Annotated in this window: 17 protein-coding genes; 5 read left to right on the top strand and 12 right to left on the bottom strand. The window is 67.1% G+C overall.

Features of this window, described 5'->3' with window-relative positions; all coding sequences use genetic code 11:
- Window positions 1–348: 348 nt before the first annotated feature.
- Window positions 349–1,002: a TetR family transcriptional regulator gene (locus VSR34_RS13000; RefSeq protein ID WP_028211739.1), complete on the top strand. Its 654-nt coding sequence runs from the start codon at window positions 349–351 to the stop codon at window positions 1,000–1,002.
- A gap of 81 nt (window positions 1,003–1,083) precedes the next feature.
- On the opposite strand, the gene VSR34_RS12995 is transcribed toward VSR34_RS13000, so the two are convergent.
- A complete protein-coding gene (locus VSR34_RS12995; protein WP_342962656.1) occupies window positions 1,084–1,719 on the bottom strand; it encodes an isochorismatase family protein in 636 nt (211 codons plus the stop codon).
- A gap of 163 nt (window positions 1,720–1,882) precedes the next feature.
- On the opposite strand from VSR34_RS12995, the gene VSR34_RS12990 reads away from it, so the two are divergent.
- Window positions 1,883–2,908 carry a helix-turn-helix domain-containing protein gene (locus VSR34_RS12990; RefSeq protein WP_342962655.1) on the top strand — a complete coding sequence of 342 codons (1,026 nt, stop codon included), beginning with the start codon at window positions 1,883–1,885 and terminating at the stop codon, window positions 2,906–2,908.
- A 56-nt stretch (window positions 2,909–2,964) separates the two neighbouring features.
- On the opposite strand, the gene VSR34_RS12985 is transcribed toward VSR34_RS12990, so the two are convergent.
- The 6 genes from VSR34_RS12985 to VSR34_RS12960 all read right to left on the bottom strand — a co-directional run bounded on the left by VSR34_RS12985 (window position 2,965) and on the right by VSR34_RS12960 (window position 8,881).
- Window positions 2,965–3,711, bottom strand: coding sequence for an SRPBCC domain-containing protein (locus VSR34_RS12985; RefSeq protein ID WP_028211742.1), 747 nt, complete (start codon window positions 3,709–3,711; stop codon window positions 2,965–2,967).
- Between the two features lie 33 nt (window positions 3,712–3,744).
- Window positions 3,745–4,110 carry a DUF427 domain-containing protein gene (locus VSR34_RS12980; RefSeq protein ID WP_028211743.1) on the bottom strand — a complete coding sequence of 122 codons (366 nt, stop codon included), beginning with the start codon at window positions 4,108–4,110 and terminating at the stop codon, window positions 3,745–3,747.
- Window positions 4,111–4,415: 305 nt separating this feature from the next.
- Window positions 4,416–4,925, bottom strand: a complete 510-nt coding sequence (locus VSR34_RS12975) for a carboxypeptidase-like regulatory domain-containing protein (RefSeq protein WP_238327788.1) — start codon at window positions 4,923–4,925, stop codon at window positions 4,416–4,418.
- 268 nt (window positions 4,926–5,193) lie between these two features.
- Entirely contained in the window at window positions 5,194–6,696 is a 1,503-nt protein-coding gene (locus VSR34_RS12970) for a DegQ family serine endoprotease (RefSeq protein WP_028211746.1), read from the bottom strand.
- A 135-nt stretch (window positions 6,697–6,831) separates the two neighbouring features.
- Window positions 6,832–8,133, bottom strand: coding sequence for an ATP-binding protein (locus VSR34_RS12965; RefSeq protein WP_342962654.1), 1,302 nt, complete (start codon window positions 8,131–8,133; stop codon window positions 6,832–6,834).
- 85 nt (window positions 8,134–8,218) lie between these two features.
- On the bottom strand, window positions 8,219–8,881 hold the full coding sequence (locus VSR34_RS12960) for a response regulator (protein ID WP_028211748.1): 663 nt from the start codon (window positions 8,879–8,881) through the stop codon (window positions 8,219–8,221).
- Between the two features lie 382 nt (window positions 8,882–9,263).
- Here VSR34_RS12960 and dacB point away from each other — a divergent pair, with 382 nt between their 5' ends.
- The 3 genes from dacB to VSR34_RS12945 all read left to right on the top strand — a co-directional run bounded on the left by dacB (window position 9,264) and on the right by VSR34_RS12945 (window position 13,729).
- Window positions 9,264–10,934 carry a D-alanyl-D-alanine carboxypeptidase/D-alanyl-D-alanine-endopeptidase gene (gene dacB / locus VSR34_RS12955; RefSeq protein ID WP_028211750.1) on the top strand — a complete coding sequence of 557 codons (1,671 nt, stop codon included), beginning with the start codon at window positions 9,264–9,266 and terminating at the stop codon, window positions 10,932–10,934.
- 271 nt (window positions 10,935–11,205) lie between these two features.
- Window positions 11,206–12,177 (top strand): sterol desaturase family protein, encoded by a 972-nt coding sequence (locus VSR34_RS12950; RefSeq protein ID WP_342962653.1) that lies wholly within the window; start codon window positions 11,206–11,208, stop codon window positions 12,175–12,177.
- A 169-nt stretch (window positions 12,178–12,346) separates the two neighbouring features.
- Entirely contained in the window at window positions 12,347–13,729 is a 1,383-nt protein-coding gene (locus VSR34_RS12945) for an acylhydrolase (protein ID WP_342962652.1), read from the top strand.
- A gap of 92 nt (window positions 13,730–13,821) precedes the next feature.
- Here VSR34_RS12945 and VSR34_RS12940 read toward each other — a convergent pair whose 3' ends face one another.
- From VSR34_RS12940 to fba, 5 genes are all read right to left on the bottom strand, one after another.
- Window positions 13,822–14,886: an L-threonylcarbamoyladenylate synthase gene (locus VSR34_RS12940; RefSeq protein ID WP_342962651.1), complete on the bottom strand. Its 1,065-nt coding sequence runs from the start codon at window positions 14,884–14,886 to the stop codon at window positions 13,822–13,824.
- Window positions 14,887–14,900: 14 nt separating this feature from the next.
- A complete protein-coding gene (locus VSR34_RS12935) occupies window positions 14,901–16,118 on the bottom strand; it encodes a 5-(carboxyamino)imidazole ribonucleotide synthase (RefSeq protein WP_342962650.1) in 1,218 nt (405 codons plus the stop codon).
- A gap of 146 nt (window positions 16,119–16,264) precedes the next feature.
- Window positions 16,265–16,783, bottom strand: a complete 519-nt coding sequence (purE, locus tag VSR34_RS12930; RefSeq protein ID WP_028211755.1) for a 5-(carboxyamino)imidazole ribonucleotide mutase — start codon at window positions 16,781–16,783, stop codon at window positions 16,265–16,267.
- Window positions 16,784–16,822: 39 nt separating this feature from the next.
- Entirely contained in the window at window positions 16,823–17,713 is an 891-nt protein-coding gene (locus tag VSR34_RS12925) for a phosphoribosylaminoimidazolesuccinocarboxamide synthase (protein WP_028211756.1), read from the bottom strand.
- Between the two features lie 252 nt (window positions 17,714–17,965).
- Window positions 17,966–19,030, bottom strand: coding sequence for a class II fructose-bisphosphate aldolase (gene fba, locus VSR34_RS12920; protein WP_028211757.1), 1,065 nt, complete (start codon window positions 19,028–19,030; stop codon window positions 17,966–17,968).
- Window positions 19,031–19,283: the final 253 nt, after the last annotated feature.

Raw genomic sequence — 19,283 nt, 5'->3', positions numbered from 1 at the left:
CAAATACCTGACGGATAAACCCGGTACTTCTTCTCGAAGGCGCGATCCGGTCTGCAAATCCGTCCGGGCGATACGGCCGCGCGCCGCCCGAGCGGCGTCTCGGCATTGGGGTTTCTACGACCACCAGGCCAGTCACGGATATTAACCGCACATCACCCCTTGAGGCATACAGGTGGTGGGGTGCTATTATAGATACATTCGCGAACGAATGTAAAAAGACGTTATGTAACCGCTGAAGCCCGCTTCAGGAGCGATCCTGCGCAGGGCATGCATTAAAAATCAATATATTGCGGTTCGAGCCCTAAATACTTTTTTGACCCCCATCAAATCCACGCATTCGTTTACAACATGGTCCGCCGAACGAAAGAGGAAGCGCAGGAGACGCGCAACCGTATCCTCGATGCCGCCGAATATGTCTTTTACGAGAAGGGCGTGTCGCGCACTTCGCTTGCGGATATCGCCCAGGCAGCGGGCGTCACGCGCGGTGCGATCTACTGGCATTTCGAGAACAAGGGTGACCTTTTCACGGCCATGTTCGACCGCGTGGTGCTGCCGCTCGACGAGCTGAAGGTGGCATCGACGGACCCCGGCGAGCCCGACCCGCTCGGGCGGATGCGCGAGCTCTGCATTCTGTGCCTGCGCAACACGGCAACCGACGTGCGCCGCCGCCGCGTGTTCGAGATCCTGTTCCTGAAGTGCGAGTTCGTCGAGGAGATGGGGCCCGTCATGGCGCGACATCAGACGGACATGCGCGAAGGCCTCGCGAGCATCGAGCAAGGCTTGCGCAATGCGATATCGAAGGGCCAGTTGCCCGCCGACCTCGCTCCCAGGCGCGCCTCGCGCGTGCTGCATTCGTTCATCGGCGGCGCGCTGCGAGACATGGCGATCCTGCCCGACGTGTTCGACGTGGCGAGCAACGCCGAACGGCACGTCGATGCGATGCTCGACGCGCTGCGCTACAGCCCGGCGCTGCGCCTCGGCGCGGGCGAGCAGGACGACTGACGCCGCCCTGCCCTACTGCCGCCCTTTATCGAGGCGGCCTGTCGGCGGGGCCGCCACCGAAGGCATCGCGCAGCCCGCGGTTCAAGCCGGCACGCGGTTCGCGCGGGCCCGCTGGTTCGACGCGTAGATGGTGTCGCGCGCGAGCGGCACGCCTGCCTCGACGGCGGCAAGCCATGCATCGGTGCTCGCGACCGCGGCGAAGCGCGAGTGCATCACCACGCTGAACACGCGGTGGATGTCCGCCGCGCTCGCCGAGCCTGCGTCGTTCGCGTACGGCACCGCGCCCGTTGCGTCGGCGAGAAACTCCACGGCGAGACCCGCGTGGGTCGCCTCGAACACCGTGGAAGCGTCGCAGTTGTGCGTCATGAAGCCGGCCACCGCGATCGTGTCGATGCCGCGCCCGGCCAGCCAGGCCTTCAAATCGGTCCCTGCGAACGCGCTGGGCAGCGATTTTTCGACGTAGTGATCGCGTTCTCGCGAGGCCACGACCGGATGCAACTCGGCGCCCACGCTGCCGCGCGCGAAGAGCGGGGAGTTGGCGGGCGCGAAGTTCTGCACCACCACGACCGGCACGCCGGCCACGCGCGCGGCGTCCATCGCGCGGCCGATGTTGGCGAGCGAGGTGTCGATGGGGGGAAACTCGATCGGCAGGTCGCCGCTCACATATTCGTTCTGCACGTCGATGACGACGAGCGCCCGGCGCGGATTCGCGGACATGGCATTGCCTCCTGGCGTGGGTGTGTGGGTGCTGATATCGGGAGAATCGACCGGTCGGAAGGACGCGAAGTCGATGGCGGGATTGTTGCGCCGCTTGCGCGCGCGCGACAGTGGCCCAAACGACAAGATTCGCTAGAATCGGGCCATTCGTCCCAGGATCGCCATGACCGATTCCGCCCGCCCGAGCCGTGCTGCAGCCGCCGATGCGCGCGTCGAGCCAGCCGCGACCGCGCCTGTCCGGCTGCGCGTCGCCGTGATCGCATTCGATCGCATCAGCCCTTTCCATCTCTCCGTGCCTTGCGTCGTGTTCGGCGAGGACCGTAGCGAAGGCGGCGTGCCGCCGTTCGAACTGGCCGTATGTGCCGCGGAACCGGGTACGCTCACGACCACGGCGGGCTTCACGATTGGCGCGACACAAGGCCTCGACGCGCTGCGGGGCGCAGACGTGATCGTCGTCCCGAGCTGGCGGGACACCCGCGAAGCGCCGCCTGCCGCGCTGTGCGAAGCCTTGCGCGACGCGCATGCGCGCGGCGCGATACTCGTCGGCCTTTGCCTGGGTGCTTACGTACTCGCGCATGCGGGCCTGCTCGACGGCCGTCCGGGCACGACGCACTGGGCCGCCGCCGACGACTTCGCCCGGCGCTTCCCCGCCGTGCGCTTCGATCCGGAGGTGCTCTACATCGACGACGGCGATCTGCTCACTTCTGCGGGCACGGCGGCGGGGCTCGACTGCTGCCTGCACCTCATGCGGCGCCTGTGCGGCGCGAGCGCCGCGAACTACGTCGCGCGCCGGCTCGTCGTACCGCCGCATCGGCAGGGCAATCAGGCGCAGTACGTGCAGCAGCCGCTCGCTGCAGCCGGGCGCGGCGACCGCCTGGCTGGCCTGCTCGACTGGATTCGGGCGCATCTCGATACGCCCCACACGCTCGATTCGCTCGCGCAGCGCGCACTGATGAGCCGCCGCACATTCACGCGCCAGTTTCGCTCGACGACGGGCTCGACCGTGAGCGCCTGGCTGCTAGGCGAGCGCCTAGCCCGCGCGCAGCAGTTGCTCGAGACCACCGATCAGCCGATCGACGCCATCGCACAGCGGGCGGGCTTTGGCTCGGCGGCGTCGCTGCGCCAGCATTTCGTGGACAGGTTCAGGAATACGCCGTCCGCATGGCGGCGCGAGTTTCGGGGATCGTGAGCGCTTGCGCGCGAATGGGAGTGCAACGCCGGGCGGCGAACGCCGCGCCGGCGTGTTCAGGTGGCAGTGAACCAGCGCGCCGCATAAAGCAGCACCGCCACGAAAAAGATCATAGCGGCCCATGCCCAGTACGGCATGGCGTGCGGAGACGGCTCGTGATGCAGCGCGCTCGCCGCCCGGCCCGATAGCGTTCCTCCGGCGTGCTGCGGGAGGATGTGCGCGCGCCGGGCGAGGCCGGCGAGATTGATCGGCCGCAGGAACACGTGCTGCCGGCGCGGCGGCTCGCCCGCCACGCGGTTCGGCGCCTGCCCGTGCTTCGCGGCAACCACGGCGCAGAATTCCGTGAAGAAGTCGTCGGCAAGTTCATGCAGCGCGTTCTCGATCTGGCGTGACGGCAACTCGGAAAGCGGCCCCGTCAGGGTGGCCCATACCGAGTAATCGATGCGCGTGCTCGCGTCCTGGCCCGCAGGCGTCTCCTTGCTCGCGCCGCGCTCTTCCGGGCGCAACGCCACGTCGATCTGTCCGCGCAACGAGCCGATGCCATCGGCGCGCGCACGAAAGCTCAGCACGCGGCGCGGTGTGAGCGGCACTTGAGCGGTGTCGTTCGCGATGTGAGCGCGCACTTCGTAACGCGCACGCAGCGGCCCGAGCGGCACGGTGAGCGTAATCGCGTATTCGCCGGGCCCGAGCCGGCGGAAGGACTCGCAATGCTCCATGCTCGCGCGCACGAGCGCGACGTCCTGCAACGCCGCCCATACGGCGGACGGTTCGAGCGGAATCCTCAACGCATCGTTCAGTTCCATGGCGGCTTCCCCTTTGCGCGCGAACTGGCCTTTTCAGGATGTCTGGTCGATCCGGTCCACGCGGGACCCGTAGAAGGCCAGATAGCCCTTGATCGCGCTTGCTTCGTCGAGCGGCGCTTCGTAACTCCAGGCGGCGTCGTCGACGCGCCCGTCTTCGGTGCGCAAATGGTAGTACGAGGCCTCGCCCTTGTAGGGGCAATGCGAGGTACGTGTGGAGCGTTCGAGCCGCGCCATGTTCACGTCGGCGCGCGGGAAATAGAAGACGTCGGGGTACCCGGTCTCGCGCAGGGTAACGGCGTGCAGCGTATCGGCAACGGTGATGCCGCCGTGGATTACGCGTACACGGTGACGGTTAGCCACGATGTCGATGCGATGTGCCGCATCCGGTTCGACCGCCATGTTCGGCCCCCTCCTGGTTGGCGGCGCCTTGCGGCGCCATGCCCTCACCGGGCGGCACGCCGCGCCGGCTGGCGTAGCGCGCACGCGCGCGTGCAATTCCGCGGGTTGGCCGCTCGGCGACCGCTGCGTCAATCGCCGGATCGATGGCGACAGTCAGGACGCTCGCCTTGCACGCGATCCGCCGAATTGACCGAGGCCTCCCCCTTCACGTCATTATCGGCCAAACTGGGCCGCCCTGCGTGGTTGTTATGGGCCGCGTGCGTGCGGCAGCGCGCCATGCGCGCACACGGGCATAGCCCGGCGGCCTACCACACGAACGACGCGCGCGCGCTGCCGTTCGAGCTGACCGTCACCGTGCTCGTCTTGTCGACGCCCGCATGGCTCACATGCACGTTGTAGCGGCCCGGCCGCACCCTGACGAGCATATAAGGGCCGCGCGACGTCGTATCGAGCACGCTCGCGCCATGCGAATCGGTGATCTGCACGCGCACATCCGCCACATACTCGCCGCTGCGCTGGGTGAAACGCAAGGAGAGCGGCCAGTCGGACTGCGCGCCGAGCAACGCCCTCGATTCGTCGAGGCCGACGCCGCCCGAGACGAACGACACGTCGCCCTGTTGCTGCACTTGCGGCATGCCGGTGCCGTTGGTGTTGCCTGCGCTCGTGTTGTCGGCGGTGGAGCCGCCGACCGTGCCCGATGCATCGGCTTGCTGCGCTGCCGCACCGCCCGCGTAGCCGAACGCCAAAGTGGCCGCGAGAAAGGTTGCACAAGCGGTGGAGTGGACGGGGCGCGAGTTGGGAACCATATTCATCATCGATCGCCTCCTTTCAGGTTGGCTCCTGCGTGAAGCTTTACGCAAGGTGCATGCCCAGGTGCCCTGCCGGCGCTTGGGAACGCCGACGACATCATCAGGAGAGATAGGCGATCTCGAAGCGAAGAGCGCGTTGCATGTCCAGAAACGCCGCTGCCGCCGGGCGCGAGGCCAACGGCGGCAGCAGAAGCACAACGAACGGACGACTACTTCGAATATCCTGCTCTCGCCGCGAATCCGGCGCACGGAGCCGGATTCGCGACAGCAGGGATCAGCCGAGATCGACGGGCACGAAAATCTGTGCGTCGTCTCGCTGGATCAGGAGCGCAATGCTGTTGCCGGCATGCGAAATCATTTGCTTGAGCTGGTCGGCGCTCGTCACCGGGCGGCCATTCACGGCGAGGATGACGTCACCAGGCTGAACGCCGGCGTTCGCCGCGGCGCCGCCCGCCTGCTCGACGACGAGGCCGTGATCGAGCGAGTTGTTGCTCTTCTCGTCCGGCGTGAGCGGACGCACCGCGACGCCGAGGCGTCCCTGCATCTGCGATTGCGGCCCGTCGTTCGAGGCCACCTTCGCGTCGCCGAGCGCGCCGATGGTCGCCGTGAGGTTCTTCGTGCCCTTGTCGCGCCACACCTGGATGTCGGCCTTCGTGCCCGGCTTCATGCCGGCGATCAACGAAGGCAGATCGGACGACTCGTCCACCGCCTGGCCGTTCACGGACAGGATCACGTCGCCGGGCTTCAAACCCGCCTTCGCAGCGGGGCCGCTCGCGTCCACCGAGCTCACCAGCGCGCCACGCGGCTTGTCCATGCCAAACGAATCGGCCAGCGTCTGGTTCATCGCCTGCACCGCGACGCCGAGGCGCCCGCGGCTCACGTGGCCCGTCTTGACGAGTTCGTCCTTGACCTTGATCGCCTCATTGATCGGGATTGCGAACGAAAGGCCCTGGAAGCCGCCCGTCTGCGAGTAGATCATCGAGTTGATGCCGATCACTTCGCCCTGCAGATTGAAGAGCGGGCCACCCGAGTTGCCCGGGTTCACCGGCACGTCCGTCTGGATGAACGGCGTGTAGTTCTCGTCGGGCAGCGTGCGCGACTTCGCGCTGATGATGCCCGAGGTCACCGTGTTGTCGAAGCCGTAAGGCGAGCCGATCGCCACCACCCACTGGCCGACCTTGCTCTGGCGCGGGTCGCCGATCTTCACGGTCGGCAGATCCTTCGCGTCGATCTTGAGCACCGCGACGTCGGACTGCTTGTCCGCGCCCACGACCTTCGCCTTGAATTCGCGCTTGTCGGTGAGCTTCACCGTCACGACGTTGGCGCCGTCCACGACGTGCGCGTTCGTGAGAATGTAGCCGTCCGCGCTGACGATGAAGCCCGAGCCGAGGCTCGCGCTCGGCGTGTCGGGCTGCGCGCCGCCATCGCCGCCGCCCATGCCCGGGACGCCGCCGTAGAAGTGCTTGAAGAACTGGTAGAACGGATCGCTCGGATCGATCGGCAGTTGCTGCGAACCCCTGCCGCCGCTGCGCATGGCCGTCTGCTTCACGACGTGCTTCGCGCTGATGTTGACGACTGCGGGCCCATACGTTTCAACGAGGCCCGAAAAGTCGGGGATGCCAGTCTTGGCCGCCGCTTCGGCCGGCATCATCGCGGCCTGCGCCTGCGAGATGACCTGCGGGGCCGGCACGTCGCGGTGTCCCGCCACGTAGCCCGCCGACAATGCGACGGCCACGGCGACTGCCACGGCACTACGGGAAAGCACTTTCGTATTCATTGCGGACTCCTTGCGCGGGTACTCATCTCGACGTACCGAAGCGTAAGCCGTGTCACTTAAAGGAGTCTTAAGTACGCGCAATTTGCAGAAATCGGCCAAACGCCCGTCGTGCGGGCGTTTGCAGGCACTGCCGGATCAGAACCGCAGATCCACGAGCAGGCCGCCGGCAGGCGAATCGCCAAGCGTGATCGTGGCGTCATGCTGATCCGCAATCCGCCGCACGATCGCGAGGCCCAGCCCCGTGCCCGCGATGTCGGTGCGCGCGCGGTTGGCGCCCGCGCCCACGCGATAAAAGCGATCGAACACCCGGGCGCGCTCGTCCAGGGGAATGCCCGGCCCGCTGTCCGCGATGCGCACGCGCGGATGTCCCTCCTCGACGACGAGGCTCACATCCACGCGGCCGCCAGCCGGCGTGTATTTGGTTGCGTTGTCGAGCAGATTGTTGAACATCACGCGCAACGCATCGGCGTCGCCGTGCACGGTCGCGGCCGCGCTTTGCTCGATGCCGAGATCGACGCCGCGCTGCTGCGCGAGCGGCGCATAGTTGAGCACGCAATCGTCGAGCAGCGCATGCAGGTCGACGGTCTGGGCCCGCGCATGAGCATCGGGCTCCGAGCGCGCGAGCGCGAGCAGCTGTTCGGCGAGACGCGTGGCGCGCGTCACGCCCGCCTGAAGATCGGCAATCGCTTCGCTGCGCGCTTCGTCGTTCCTTGCGCGCGCAACGAGCTGCGCCTGGATCTGCACGGCAGCGAGCGGCGTGCGCAATTCGTGCGCGGCATCGGCAACGAAGGCCTTTTGCGTGTCTAGCGCCTGTGCGAGGCGTTCGAGCAGCGCGTTCAATGCGTGCACGAGCGGCGTGACTTCGCGCGGCAGGCGCTCTTCGGGCAGCGGATCGAGCGCCTCGGGATGGCGTGTGTCGAGCGCGCGCGCCACGCGCGAAAGCGGCTTGAGCCCGCGCCCCACCACCACCCACACTGCGAGCCCGAGAAACGGCAGCACCACGATGAGCGGCCAGAGCGTGCGCAGCGCGACGTTCGCAGCGAGCCGGTTGCGCACCGATACGGGCTGTGCGAGCTGCACGACGTTGTCGCCGACGATGGCGCCATACACGCGCCAGTCGCCGCGATCGGTGCGCTCGGTCGAAAAGCCGAGCTCCGCGCGCGGCGCGAGCGGCGCGCGCGGATGCGAGTAGTACATGAGCACGCCGTTGCGGTTCCAGATCTGCAGCACAATGCCTTCGTTGCCGGTGTCGCGCGAGCTGAGGATCTCGTTGAACGACTCGGAGGGCAGCGCCGCGGCGATTTCCTGCAACTGGTAGTCGAACAGCTCGTTGGCTTCGGCGAGCGCCTGGCGATAGATCAGCCAGCCCGCGAGCCCCACGCCCGCAACGACGATCGCGAGCAGCCAGAACAGCAGTTGTCGTCGGATGGAACTCATCGGCTAAACGGGTCTCCCGTGCGCGTCGTTTCTCGCATCGTGCCTGGCGTTGTCGTTCGATTCATGCGGCGCTTCACGGCAGACTTCATGCATCCTTGGCGATCATGTAGCCGAGGCCGCGCACGTTGCGGATCAGATCCGCGCCAAGCTTCTTGCGCAGCGCGTGAATATAGACCTCGACGGTATTGCTGCCGATCTCCTCGCCCCAGCCATACATCTTCTCTTCGAGCTGGGTTTTCGAGAGCACCGCGCCCGGGCGCGCGAGCAGCGCTTCGAGCAGCGCGAATTCGCGCGCCGAGAGTGCGACGGGCGCGCCGTCCTGGGTGACCTGGTGCGAAGCCGGATCGAGCGTGAGCGAGCCGTGACGGATCGTCGAATCGCTGCGCCCCGACTGGCGGCGGATCAGCGCGCGCATGCGGGCGCCCAGTTCGTCGAGATCGAAGGGCTTGATGAGATAGTCGTCGGCGCCGGCGTCGAGCCCTTTCACGCGATCGGCCACGGCGTCGCGCGCCGTGAGGATCAGCACGGGCAGCGCCGCGCCGCGCGCGCGCAGCGTGCGCAATACGTCGATGCCGTCACGCCGCGGCAAGCCGAGATCGAGCAGCATGAGATCGTAAGAATCGGCGCTCGCAGCCGAGAGCGCGGCGTCGCCGTCCTCGACCCAGTCGACCGCAAAGCCTTCGCCGCGCAGCGCCTTGCGCACGCCCTCGGCAATCATGCGGTCATCTTCGACTAGCAGTATGCGCATCGTAATGAATTGGCAAGGCGGCAACGCGGCGCCGCGCTGAGTGAAAGATGGCGATGCGTGCATTCTAGCGCCTGAACAGGGACGGCGCGCCGCATGGGATGCGTGGCCGCCGCGAGCCGCGCCGCCCGCGTTGCTCATATTGCGCGCTTTTCCCCGGCTTTTCTCGCGCGCAATGCGCGCGAGCCACGCGAGGTCTTTACAATGAGCGCTTTTGCGGCGCAACGCCGCGATGCGCGCGAGCCGGCCTGCACGGCACGCTACGGCATGCGCATCGCGCAAAGCGCGCCGCCCGAATTTCGCGTCCGCGCGCAGCGCCGGTGGGACCCTCTCGCGGTTCGCCGCGCACGGGAAGCGCACCGCACGCACTCGCCCTAACGTTTTCATGCCGCTCGCCTCGCTGTCCCGCCTACGCTCCTTGTTCAGACTGCCCGCCTCGCGCACCGACCGGGCGCAAGGCGCCTGCGCTCATCGCAGTGCCCTGCCGCCCGCGCTCGCCTTGGCCTGCGCGGCGCTCGCCGCGGGCTTCGTTGCCGCGCCGGCCGCGCAAGCGCAGCCCGAAGGCGCACGCGTGCCCACGGTCAACGTGACCACCGTGCTGCCGCCCACCGTGATGGCGGGCCTCGAGCGCGCGCACGTGCCGCTCTCGTCGGTGAGCGTGGTGATCGAAAAGGTGGGCGACCGCCTGCCGAGCGTCGCCGTGAATGCCGGCCAGCCGATGATGCCCGCGTCGACGATGAAGCTCGTCACGACGTGGAGCGGTCTCTCGATGCTCGGTCCCGACTATCGCTGGAAGACGAGCGCCTACACCGACGGAGAGATCGATGCGAGCGGCACGCTGCACGGCAATCTCTACATCAAGGGCACGGGCGACCCGAAGCTCGTGCCCGAAGAACTCATCGACCTCGTGCAGAAGATTCGCACGGCGGGCGTCGCGCGCATCGACGGCGCGCTGGTGCTCGACAAGAGCGAGTTCGACGCGTCCACGCGCGACCTCCCCTCGTTCGACGGCGACGACAGCGCGCCCTACAACGTCGGCCCCGATCCGCTGATGTACGCGTTCAAGGCGGTCTCGTTCACGTTCTCGCCCTCGCGCGAGGGCGTGTCGATCGACGTCGTGCCGCCCGTCGCGCAGTGGCAGATCGACAACCAGATCCGCGAGCGCCGCGGCGCGTGCGGCGGCATGCTGCCGAGCCCGCAGGTCTCGCCCGGCGGCAACGGCGTCGTGACCGCGAGCTTCGCGGGCAGCTACGCCATGGGCTGCGGCGACCGCACGCTCAACATGGCCGCGCCCGTCGACCACAGCACGTTCTTCGCGGACGGCTTTCTCGCCCTTTGGCAGCAAGCGGGCAGCAGCCTCTTCGCCAATCCGGGCGGCGCGGTGCGCGAAGGCGTCGTGCCGCCGCACGCGCGTCTGCTCGCTGTGCATCAGAGCCCGCCGCTCTCGGACGTCGTGCACGACATCAACAAGTTCAGCAACAACGTGATGGCGCGCAATCTCTTCCTTACGCTCGGCGCAGTCGCCGGCAAGCCGCCTTCGACTACCGCGAAGGCCGGCGCCGCCGTCAATGCGTTCTTGCGGCGCAGCGGTCTTTCCATGCCCGAGCTGGTGCTCGACAACGGCTGCGGCCTCTCGCGCGAAGAGCACATCAGTGCGCTTTCGCTCGCGAACCTGTTGCAGAACGCGAACGCGAGCCCGGTCGCGCAGGTCTTCATTGATTCGCTGCCCGTGGCCGGCGTGGACGGCACGATGCGCAACCGCCTGACCAACGCGGGCGTGGGCGGCAATGCGCACATCAAGACGGGCACGCTGCGCGACGTGCGCGCCATTGCCGGCTACGTGGCGGCTGAGAACGGCGAGAGCTGGATCGTGGTGAGCCTCATCAACGACCCGCACGCCGAGGCCGCGCGTGCCGCGCATGACGCGCTGCTGGAGTGGGTCTACAAGGGTATGCCCGAAGAAAAGCCCGTGTACGTCGAGCCCCATCCCAAGCGTGCGGCGAAGGCATCGAAGGCCACGCACAGGGCAGAAGTCAAACGGCGCGGCGCACATTGACGCGGCGCTCCAACGCGCTCGCCCGCCCGTCTCCTCGGAGCCCGCCGCCTCGCGCCGGGCTCGAAGTTTTCCTCTAGCAAAGCGCCGCCCGTCCAGCGTGCGAGGCGTGTACTCTGGCGGGCACAGGCCAAAGCGCGTCATATCGATCCGACAAACGCGCAGCCATCGAGCCGCCCGCCCTTCGAAGGCGACAAGACGGCCAAAAACGACACGAGAATACATCTGCCGCGCTGACCCACAGCGCGCTCACGAGACAAGGAGGACGACGTTCGTGCAGTTCGATGCGCAATGGCTGCTGCTCGCCCTCGCCCCCGTGTTTCTCGCCTGCATCGGCTGGGAAGCGTGGCACCTCTCCCGCACGCGGCCGCGCACCGCACCGAACGCCGCCGCGGCAGATAACGCACGCTACACGTGGCCCGACACGCTCTGCAACGCCGCGCTCGCGCTCATGCATCAGGGCGCCGACAAGCTTGCCTGGCTCGTTGCGGTTCCGGTCTACGCTTATGTCTACCGTCATTTCCGGCTCGTTTCATGGCAGCCGGGCTTCGTCGCCTGGTTCGCGCTCTTTGTCGCGCAGGACCTGCTCTATTACGCCTTTCATCGCGCGAGCCATCGCGTGCGCTGGCTCTGGGCCGCGCACGTCGTCCATCACTCGTCGGAACGCCTGAACCTTTCCACCGCGTTCCGCCAGAGCCTCATGTATCCCGTCGCGGGCATGTGGATGTTCTGGATTCCGCTTGCCCTGCTCGGCTTCACGCCGGAGCAGGTCGTCGCAATCGTGCTCGTCAACCTCGCGTTTCAGTTCTTCGTTCATACGCAGGCTATCGGCAAGCTCGGCTGGCTGGAATACGCGCTCAACACACCGTCGATGCATCGCGTCCACCACGCGCGCAACGCACGCTATATCGATCGCAACTTCGCAGGCGTGCTCGCGATCTGGGACCGCATGTTCGGCAGCTACGTCGAGGAAGACGCTCGGGAAGCGCCCGATTACGGCATCGTCAAGCCGCTAGCGTCGTGCAATCCGCTCAAGGCGACGTTTCACGAATGGCTCGCCATGGCCCGCGACTTCGCACGTATGTCCGGCTGGCGTTCACGCGCCGCCGCGCTGTTCGCGCCGCCCGACTGGTGCGAGCGATACGACGCGCTGGGCCTCGCATCGGTAACGGCGGCGGCGGCGCATGCACGGCACGTCGTGCCCGAAAACGATACTGAGGCCGAGTTCGGGTCGCGCAATCCCTGAGAGATTGCCTGATCCTTTTGACCTTGGCGCCGACCCGGGGCCAGCAGCATGCAGGGGGTTGCATGCACGGCCCGCGATCGAGAACAACAGCAACTCGCAGCGCGAGCACCTGTAGCAAGAGCAATGAGACATGGCACCAAAGGCCACACACAGAGGAGATGAAGTGAACATGAAGCATCAAGGACCGAGACACCGTACGCTGTTGCGCGCCACCCAGATCGCTGTCGCGAGCGCGGCTTTCGCGCTGCTCGCCGCCTGCGGCGGCGGCAGCGGGGGGAACAACAACGCGAGCACGCCGCCGCCGTCGGGCGTCAGCTTGCAGGTGGTGGCGTTCGGCACGAGCCTGACCGACGCGGGCACGTATTCCGAGCAGATTCTGCCGGGCTTCGGCGGTGGCCGCTTCACGACCAACCCGGGCGAAGTCTGGGCGCAGAAAGTTTCCGAGTATTTCGGCAGCACGCTTTCGCCGGCCTTCGAAGGCGGCTTCGGCCTGCCGCTCACGGCGACCGGCGGGCTCGATTACGCGCAGGGCGGCGCACTGGTTACCGGCGGCGGCGTCGCGAATACGAGCGCTGTGATCCCGGCCGCCAGCGAGCAGCCGGTGACGTGGCAGCTCCAGCAGTATCTGGCGCAGCACGGCGGCTTCAATGCGAATCAGCTCGTGCTCGTGGAAGGCGGCGCGAACGAGATTCTCAACCTGCTGGACAACAAAGGCGCAGGTCTGACGGCATTCGGCACGGCACTCGCGGCCACGCCGTTCTCGAGACTCGTCATCGATCCCGCGACGCAACAGAGCACGGTTGCGAGCCTGATGAACGCCGGCTTCACGCAAGCACAGGCCACGGCCCTGGTGCCGGCAGCCATCGCGCTCCAGATTGTCACCAACCCGGCCTACGCTGCCAGCTTCACGTCGATTCTGCCGGTTCTCACTGCCGCTCAAACGCTGGCGAACCTCGTCAGCACGCAGATTGCGGGCACACCCAAAGTAGCCGTCGCGACGGTGCCCGATATCGGCAAGACGCCGGCAGCGCTGGAAGCCGATGCGAGCACGGGCGCAACTCCCGGTTCGTCGAGCTCGCCCGATCAGGCGCTCTCGCTCGTCTCGGCCATGTACAACCTCACGCTGCTGAAGGAAATCGGGCCCTCGGTGGCCGCCAAAAAGGTCGTCGTGGTCGACGTGTTCTCGTGGCTAGACCAGTCGATCCAGAACGCGGCCAGCCTCGGCTTCACCGTGACGAACACGGACACCGCCTGCAATCTCACGCAGATGACAACCAGCGCGACCAACTATGCGCTGGCCAATCCGAAGGCAACGTTGGGTCTGGACCCGGCCACGACGCCGCAGGCAACGATCAACGCAGCGGCGCAGGCATACGGTACGAGCTTCGGCAGCGCACTGTTCTGCTCGCCGCAGACGCTGAAGGCGGCCAACGCGCCCACGACCTACATGTTCGCGGATCAGTTCCATCCGACCACGGCGCTGCACGCGCAGTTCGCCACGTTCGTCGAAACGCAGCTGGCTGCCGCGGGTATCGGCAAGGCACCGCAATAGCGCCTCACGCACCGGTCCTCTGGTGCAAAGAAAACACCCCACGGACCATCAGGCTCGTGGGGTGTTTTTTTCGACAGCGCGAAAAGCCGTGCTCAACGTTGCTGCGCTTCGAACGCCGCCGCGGCGCGCCCCAACCGGTCATTGACCGCGATCCACTCGATCGTCTCCGGCAGCTTCTCGATGAGGATGCGCGAGACATTCGCGCGATCGAGCGCGCGCAGCAAGCCATACAGCTCGCGCGCATATTCCTGCGGCTCTTCCGGTGCGGCGACGAAATGCACATGCGGCGCCTGCGTCCAGGCGTGCGCGCGCGAGGCACGCGCCACCAGCGCCACCGTTTCGCCGGCATCGCGCGCCGCCGCGAGCAACGGCTCCAGCGCTTCGAACGGCAGCAGCGCGAGCGGCGTGCGCGGCGCGTAATGGGCCTTGAGCGTGCCAGAGGCGCGCGGCGCAGTGGCGTCCGAGCCGTCGGGCAGGCGCGGCGCCTCACCGAGCACGCGCGCGATATCGTGCGGCGTCACGTGGCCGGGACGCAGCAGCGCGGGAAAGCCGCGCGACAAATCGAGAATCGTCGATTCGATCCCCACATCGCACGCGCCGCCGTCGAGCACGTGCACCGTGCCGCCGAATTCGTCGCGCACGTGCTGCGCCGTGGTGGGGCTCACGTGGCCGAAGCGGTTCGCCGATGGCGCCGCCACGCCGCCATGGCCGCCGCGGCGCTGCGAAAACGCCGCGAGCAGCTTCTGCGCGACCGGATGCGACGGGCAGCGCAACCCCACGGAATCCTGCCCACCGCTCACGGCGTCGGGAATGCGCTCGTGGCGCTTGACGATCAGCGTGAGCGGGCCGGGCCAGAAGGCTTGGGCGAGCTTTTGCGCCGCCTCGGGCCACTCCGCGGCCCAGTACGTCGGGTCGCCGCCCGGCGGCAGATGCACGATCACCGGGTGATTCGCCGGCCGCCCCTTGGCCGCGTAGATGCGCGCGACGGCTTCGGGGCTCGCCGCATCGCCGCCGAGGCCATAGACGGTCTCGGTCGGGAACGCGACCAGTTCGCCCGCGTCGAGCAGCGCTGCGGCCTGCTCGATCTCCGCGGCGGACGGCTGCGGTTCGGTCGGATGCGGCGTGCCAGCGGGCGGCGCGTTCTGCTGATCGGACATGATGCGGCCCAACCTCAGCTCGTGGCGATGTGCAACAGGCGCGCGCAGTCGCGGGCGGCCGTGCGCGCTTCGTCGAGCGTGGGCGCGGTGAAGTTCACGTGGCCCATCTTGCGGCCCGGGCGCGCTTCTTCCTTGCCGTACAGATGCAGGCGCGCGGCCGGCATTGCGGCCACCTGGTCCCACGGCGGCGTGACGGGCGCGGCGCCCTTCTGGGGCTTCGCCTCGCCCACGGCACAGGGGAACCAGACATCGCCGAGAATGTTCAGCATCACGGCCGGCGAGTGCTGGCGCGTGTCGCCGAGCGGCATGCCCGTCATCGCGCGCACCTGCTGCTCGAACTGGCTCGTCGCGCAGGCGTCGGTCGTGTAGTGGCCGGAGTTGTGCGGGCGCGGCGCCATTTCATTGGCGACGAGCGTGCCGTCTTCGAGGATGAAGAATTCGACGCACAGCACGCCCACATAGCCAAGCTTGGCCGCGATCTGGATCGCCGCCTGCTGGGCCTGCTGCACGAGCGCCGGGCTCGCGTCGGGCGCGGGCACGATGGTGTGCGAGAGCACGCCGTTGCGATGCGTGTTCTGCGCGAGCGGATAGACCACGGCCGCGCCGTTCGTGCCGCGCGCGATCAGCGCGCTCACCTCGAACTTGAGCGGCAGACGCTTTTCGAGCACGCACGGCACGCCGCCGAGCGAGGCATGCGCTTCGCGCACTTCCTCGGCGTTGCCCACGCGAACCTGGCCTTTGCCGTCGTAGCCCATGCGCGCGGTCTTGAGGATGCCCGGAAGCACGGCAGAGAGCGCGGTGTCGTCGATGCCGGCGAGCGCCTGCGACGACTCGATCACCACGTGGGGCGCGACCGGCACGCCGGCCGCCGCGATAAAGCGCTTCTCGGCGATGCGGTCCTGCGCCACCGCCACGCAGCGCCCGGCCGGGCTCACGAAGGTCGACTTCGCCAGCGCGTCGAGGCTGGCCGCGGGCACGTTCTCGAACTCGGTCGAGATCGCCGCGCACAGGCGCGCGAGTTCGGTGAGCGCGGCTTCGTCGTCGTAGGCCGCGCAGATGTGGCGGTCGGCTACGGTGCCCGCTGGGCTCGTCGCGTCGGGATCGAGCACGGCGACGCGATAGCCCATCGCCTGGGCGGCAAAGCAGAACATGCGGCCGAGCTGGCCGCCACCCACCATGCCCAGCCAGGCGCCGGGCAGGATCGGTGAAACCGGAGAGTTGTCAGGAGTCATCTTCGTGGTCGGTCGCGGCTGGCCGCGCATGTGGGGACGTCGCGCGGGCCAGGCCGGTGTTTAACGTCCGGGCGCTGCGCTCGCGGCGCGGCCTGGACGGTGATACTTCTGTCGGGCGGCGTCGCCCGGATCGATCGAATGCCAGATTACAGCGGGGGCAGCACCATGGCGTGGGCCGCTTCGTTCTGGCGCACGCGGAAGGCCGCGAGCTTGTTGGCGTATTCCGTATCGGTGACGCTAAGGATCGACACGGCGAAGAGCGCCGCATTGGCCGCGCCCGCCTCGCCGATGGCGAAGGTCGCGACCGGCACGCCCTTGGGCATCTGCACGATCGAGTGGAGCGAATCCACGCCCTTCAGATACTTGCTGACCGCCGGCACGCCGAGCACGGGCACCGTGGTCTTGGCCGCCAGCATGCCCGGCAGATGCGCCGCGCCGCCCGCGCCCGCGATGATCGCGCGCAGGCCGCGCTCGCGCGCCTTTTCCGCGTACTCGAACATTTCGTCGGGCATGCGGTGCGCCGAAACGACCCTGGCCTCGTAGGCGACGCCGAACTCCTGCAGGATCGCGACCGCGTGCTTCATCGTTTCCCAGTCGGAGCTGGAGCCCATCAACACGCCGACGAGCGGCGCCGCGTGCTGGTGAGCCGTCTGAACTTCGCTCATTGTGCTTCCTTCTTCCCTCTTTGCGCTTGCTTGATTGCCTTAAGCGAGCTTCTGACCCGTGAGACGCTCGAGCGCCTCCTGATACTTCGCCGATGTCTTCTCAATTACCTCATCGGGCAGCTTCGGCGCCGGCGGCTCTTTCTTCCAGTCCTGGGTTTCGAGCCAGTCGCGCACGAACTGCTTGTCGAAGGACGGCGGGTTCGAGCCGACCTGGTATTGATCCGCGGGCCAGAAACGCGACGAGTCGGCCGTGAGCGCCTCGTCCATCAGATACAGCTGGCCGTGGTTGTCGAGACCGAATTCGAACTTCGTGTCGGCAATGATGATGCCGCGCGTGGCCGCGTAGTCGGCGGCTTCCTTGTACAGCTTGATCGAGATTTCCTTGATGGTGCGCGAGAGCTCCGTGCCGATGCGGCGCTCCATCTCTTCGTAGGTGATGTTCTCGTCGTGGTGGCCCATTTCGGCCTTCGCTGCCGGCGTGAAGATCGGCTCGGGCAGCTTCTGCGCGTTCTGCAGGCCCGGCGGCAGCTCGACGCCGCACACGGCGCCCGTTGCCTGGTAGTCCTTCCAGCCGCTGCCAGCCAGATAGCCGCGCACCACGGCTTCCACGAGGATCGGCTCGAGGCGCTTCACCACCACGGCGCGGCCCTTGACCTGATCGACTTCGTCGGCGGCGACCACGGTCTCGGGCGCCACGCCCGTGAGGTGGTTCGGCACGACGTGCTTGAGCTTCTCGAACCAGAAGTCGGCCATCTGGTTGAGCACCTCGCCCTTGCGCGGAATCGGCTCGCCCATGATGACGTCGAACGCCGACAGACGGTCGGTGGTGACGATCAGCAGCTTGTCGTTGCCCACGGCATAGTTGTCGCGGACCTTGCCGCGGCCGAGGAGCGGCAGCGAGCGGAGCGTGGATTCGTAGAGGGTAGACATCGTCGTGATTCGCTAAAAGAACAATCGGAACGAAAAGCGGGTCCGGGTCAGATTCGCGCCCGTGAACGGCGCAAGAAGACCGGAATCCTGAAGGTATTGCGAGGGTAAACCAAAATTCCCAGAAAAGCCCATCGCCGCTCCCCCGAAACAGGCGGAAACGGCGATGTTTTTACGACAACAGGCGCGTGGCGGACCTTCCCGGCGGAACCTCCGAGCCGGACCGGGCCCGCGCGCCCGGCGCATCAGGCGCCGTTAGCGGACGATCTGCGCGAGTTCACCCGACTTGTACTTCTCCGCGATCTTGTCGAGCGAGACCGGCTTGATCTTGCCGGCCTGGCCTTCGCAGCCGAACGCGAGGAAGCGATCCACGCAAACCTTCTTCGCGGCTTCGCGGGCCGGCTTGAGGTAGTCGCGCGGGTCGAACTTCGACGGGTTTTGATACATATAGCGACGGATCGCGCCCGTGATCGCCAGGCGCAGGTCGGTGTCGATGTTGATCTTGCGCACGCCGTGACGGATGCCTTCCTGGATTTCCTCCACCGGCACGCCATACGTTTCCTTCATGTCGCCGCCGAACTCGCGGATTTCCGCGAGCAGCTCCTGCGGCACCGACGACGAACCGTGCATCACGAGGTGCGTGTTCGGAATGCGCGCGTGGATTTCCTTGATGCGCTGGATCGACAGGATGTCGCCCGTGGGCTTCTTGGAGAACTTGTACGCGCCATGCGACGTGCCGATGGCGATGGCCAGCGCATCGCACTGGGTGAGCTTCACGAAGTCGGCGGCCTGCTCCGGATCGGTCAGGAGCTGCTCGCGCGTCATGGTGCCTTCGGCGCCGTGACCGTCTTCCTTGTCGCCCTTCATCGTTTCCAGCGAACCGAGCACGCCCAGTTCGGCTTCGACCGTCACGCCGATCGAGTGCGCCATTTCGACGACCTTGCGCGACACATCGACGTTGTACTCGTAGGAAGCGACCGTCTTGCCGTCGGCTTCGAGCGAGCCGTCCATCATCACGCTGGTGAAACCGCTGCGGATCGCGGCCATGCAGACCGCCGGCGACTGGCCGTGGTCCTGGTGCATCACGACCGGAATATGCGGATACGACTCGACCGCGGCTTCGATCAGGTGACGCAGGAACGGCTCGCCCGCATACTTGCGCGCGCCGGCCGAGGCTTGCATGATCACCGGCGAACCCACCTGGTTCGCGGCTTCCATGATCGCCTGGACCTGTTCCAGGTTGTTCACGTTGAACGCCGGCAGGCCATAGCCGTGTTCAGCCGCGTGATCGAGCAGTTGACGCATTGAAACGAGAGGCATTGTTGCTACTCCTTTGATTTGAAACGAATGGCTTCGTGCCGCCGGCTATCTTGCGCAGCCGGTCGAAGGCGGCCTGGCAGCCGCCGCCCGCGTGCTCGCAGCGGGCTCGATGCCGTGATTTTATCGCGAAGCGCGTCCCCTCCCGGCGCGAGGCACGCAACGGGCATGAAACTGGCGTATCGAGACGTCAAATCAGCGAGAAGATGCAAAAACGGTTGACAGGCGGTGCGGCGTTTCTACGAAGTACGTACCG

It is taken from the genome of Paraburkholderia sp. JHI2823, from assembly GCF_038900695.1.
Lineage (GTDB): Bacteria > Pseudomonadota > Gammaproteobacteria > Burkholderiales > Burkholderiaceae > Paraburkholderia > Paraburkholderia mimosarum.
The sequence above is the reverse complement of the archived record's forward strand: the minus strand, read 5'-3'. Positions and strand labels throughout refer to the sequence as shown.

What these genes read in the sequence shown, in the direction of transcription:
- VSR34_RS13000 (WP_028211739.1), top strand. Translation starts at nt 349, where the DNA reads ATGGTCCGCCGAACGAAAGAGGAAGCGCAGGAGACGCGCAACCGTATC.
- VSR34_RS12995 (WP_342962656.1), bottom strand. Translation starts at nt 1,719, where the DNA reads ATGTCCGCGAATCCGCGCCGGGCGCTCGTCGTCATCGACGTGCAGAAC.
- VSR34_RS12990 (WP_342962655.1), top strand. Translation starts at nt 1,883, where the DNA reads ATGACCGATTCCGCCCGCCCGAGCCGTGCTGCAGCCGCCGATGCGCGC.
- VSR34_RS12985 (WP_028211742.1), bottom strand. Translation starts at nt 3,711, where the DNA reads ATGGAACTGAACGATGCGTTGAGGATTCCGCTCGAACCGTCCGCCGTA.
- VSR34_RS12980 (WP_028211743.1), bottom strand. Translation starts at nt 4,110, where the DNA reads ATGGCGGTCGAACCGGATGCGGCACATCGCATCGACATCGTGGCTAAC.
- VSR34_RS12975 (WP_238327788.1), bottom strand. Translation starts at nt 4,925, where the DNA reads ATGATGAATATGGTTCCCAACTCGCGCCCCGTCCACTCCACCGCTTGT.
- VSR34_RS12970 (WP_028211746.1), bottom strand. Translation starts at nt 6,696, where the DNA reads ATGAATACGAAAGTGCTTTCCCGTAGTGCCGTGGCAGTCGCCGTGGCC.
- VSR34_RS12965 (WP_342962654.1), bottom strand. Translation starts at nt 8,133, where the DNA reads ATGAGTTCCATCCGACGACAACTGCTGTTCTGGCTGCTCGCGATCGTC.
- VSR34_RS12960 (WP_028211748.1), bottom strand. Translation starts at nt 8,881, where the DNA reads ATGCGCATACTGCTAGTCGAAGATGACCGCATGATTGCCGAGGGCGTG.
- dacB (WP_028211750.1), top strand. Translation starts at nt 9,264, where the DNA reads ATGCCGCTCGCCTCGCTGTCCCGCCTACGCTCCTTGTTCAGACTGCCC.
- VSR34_RS12945 (WP_342962652.1), top strand. Translation starts at nt 12,347, where the DNA reads ATGAAGCATCAAGGACCGAGACACCGTACGCTGTTGCGCGCCACCCAG.
- VSR34_RS12940 (WP_342962651.1), bottom strand. Translation starts at nt 14,886, where the DNA reads ATGTCCGATCAGCAGAACGCGCCGCCCGCTGGCACGCCGCATCCGACC.
- VSR34_RS12935 (WP_342962650.1), bottom strand. Translation starts at nt 16,118, where the DNA reads ATGACTCCTGACAACTCTCCGGTTTCACCGATCCTGCCCGGCGCCTGG.
- purE (WP_028211755.1), bottom strand. Translation starts at nt 16,783, where the DNA reads ATGAGCGAAGTTCAGACGGCTCACCAGCACGCGGCGCCGCTCGTCGGC.
- VSR34_RS12925 (WP_028211756.1), bottom strand. Translation starts at nt 17,713, where the DNA reads ATGTCTACCCTCTACGAATCCACGCTCCGCTCGCTGCCGCTCCTCGGC.
- fba (WP_028211757.1), bottom strand. Translation starts at nt 19,030, where the DNA reads ATGCCTCTCGTTTCAATGCGTCAACTGCTCGATCACGCGGCTGAACAC.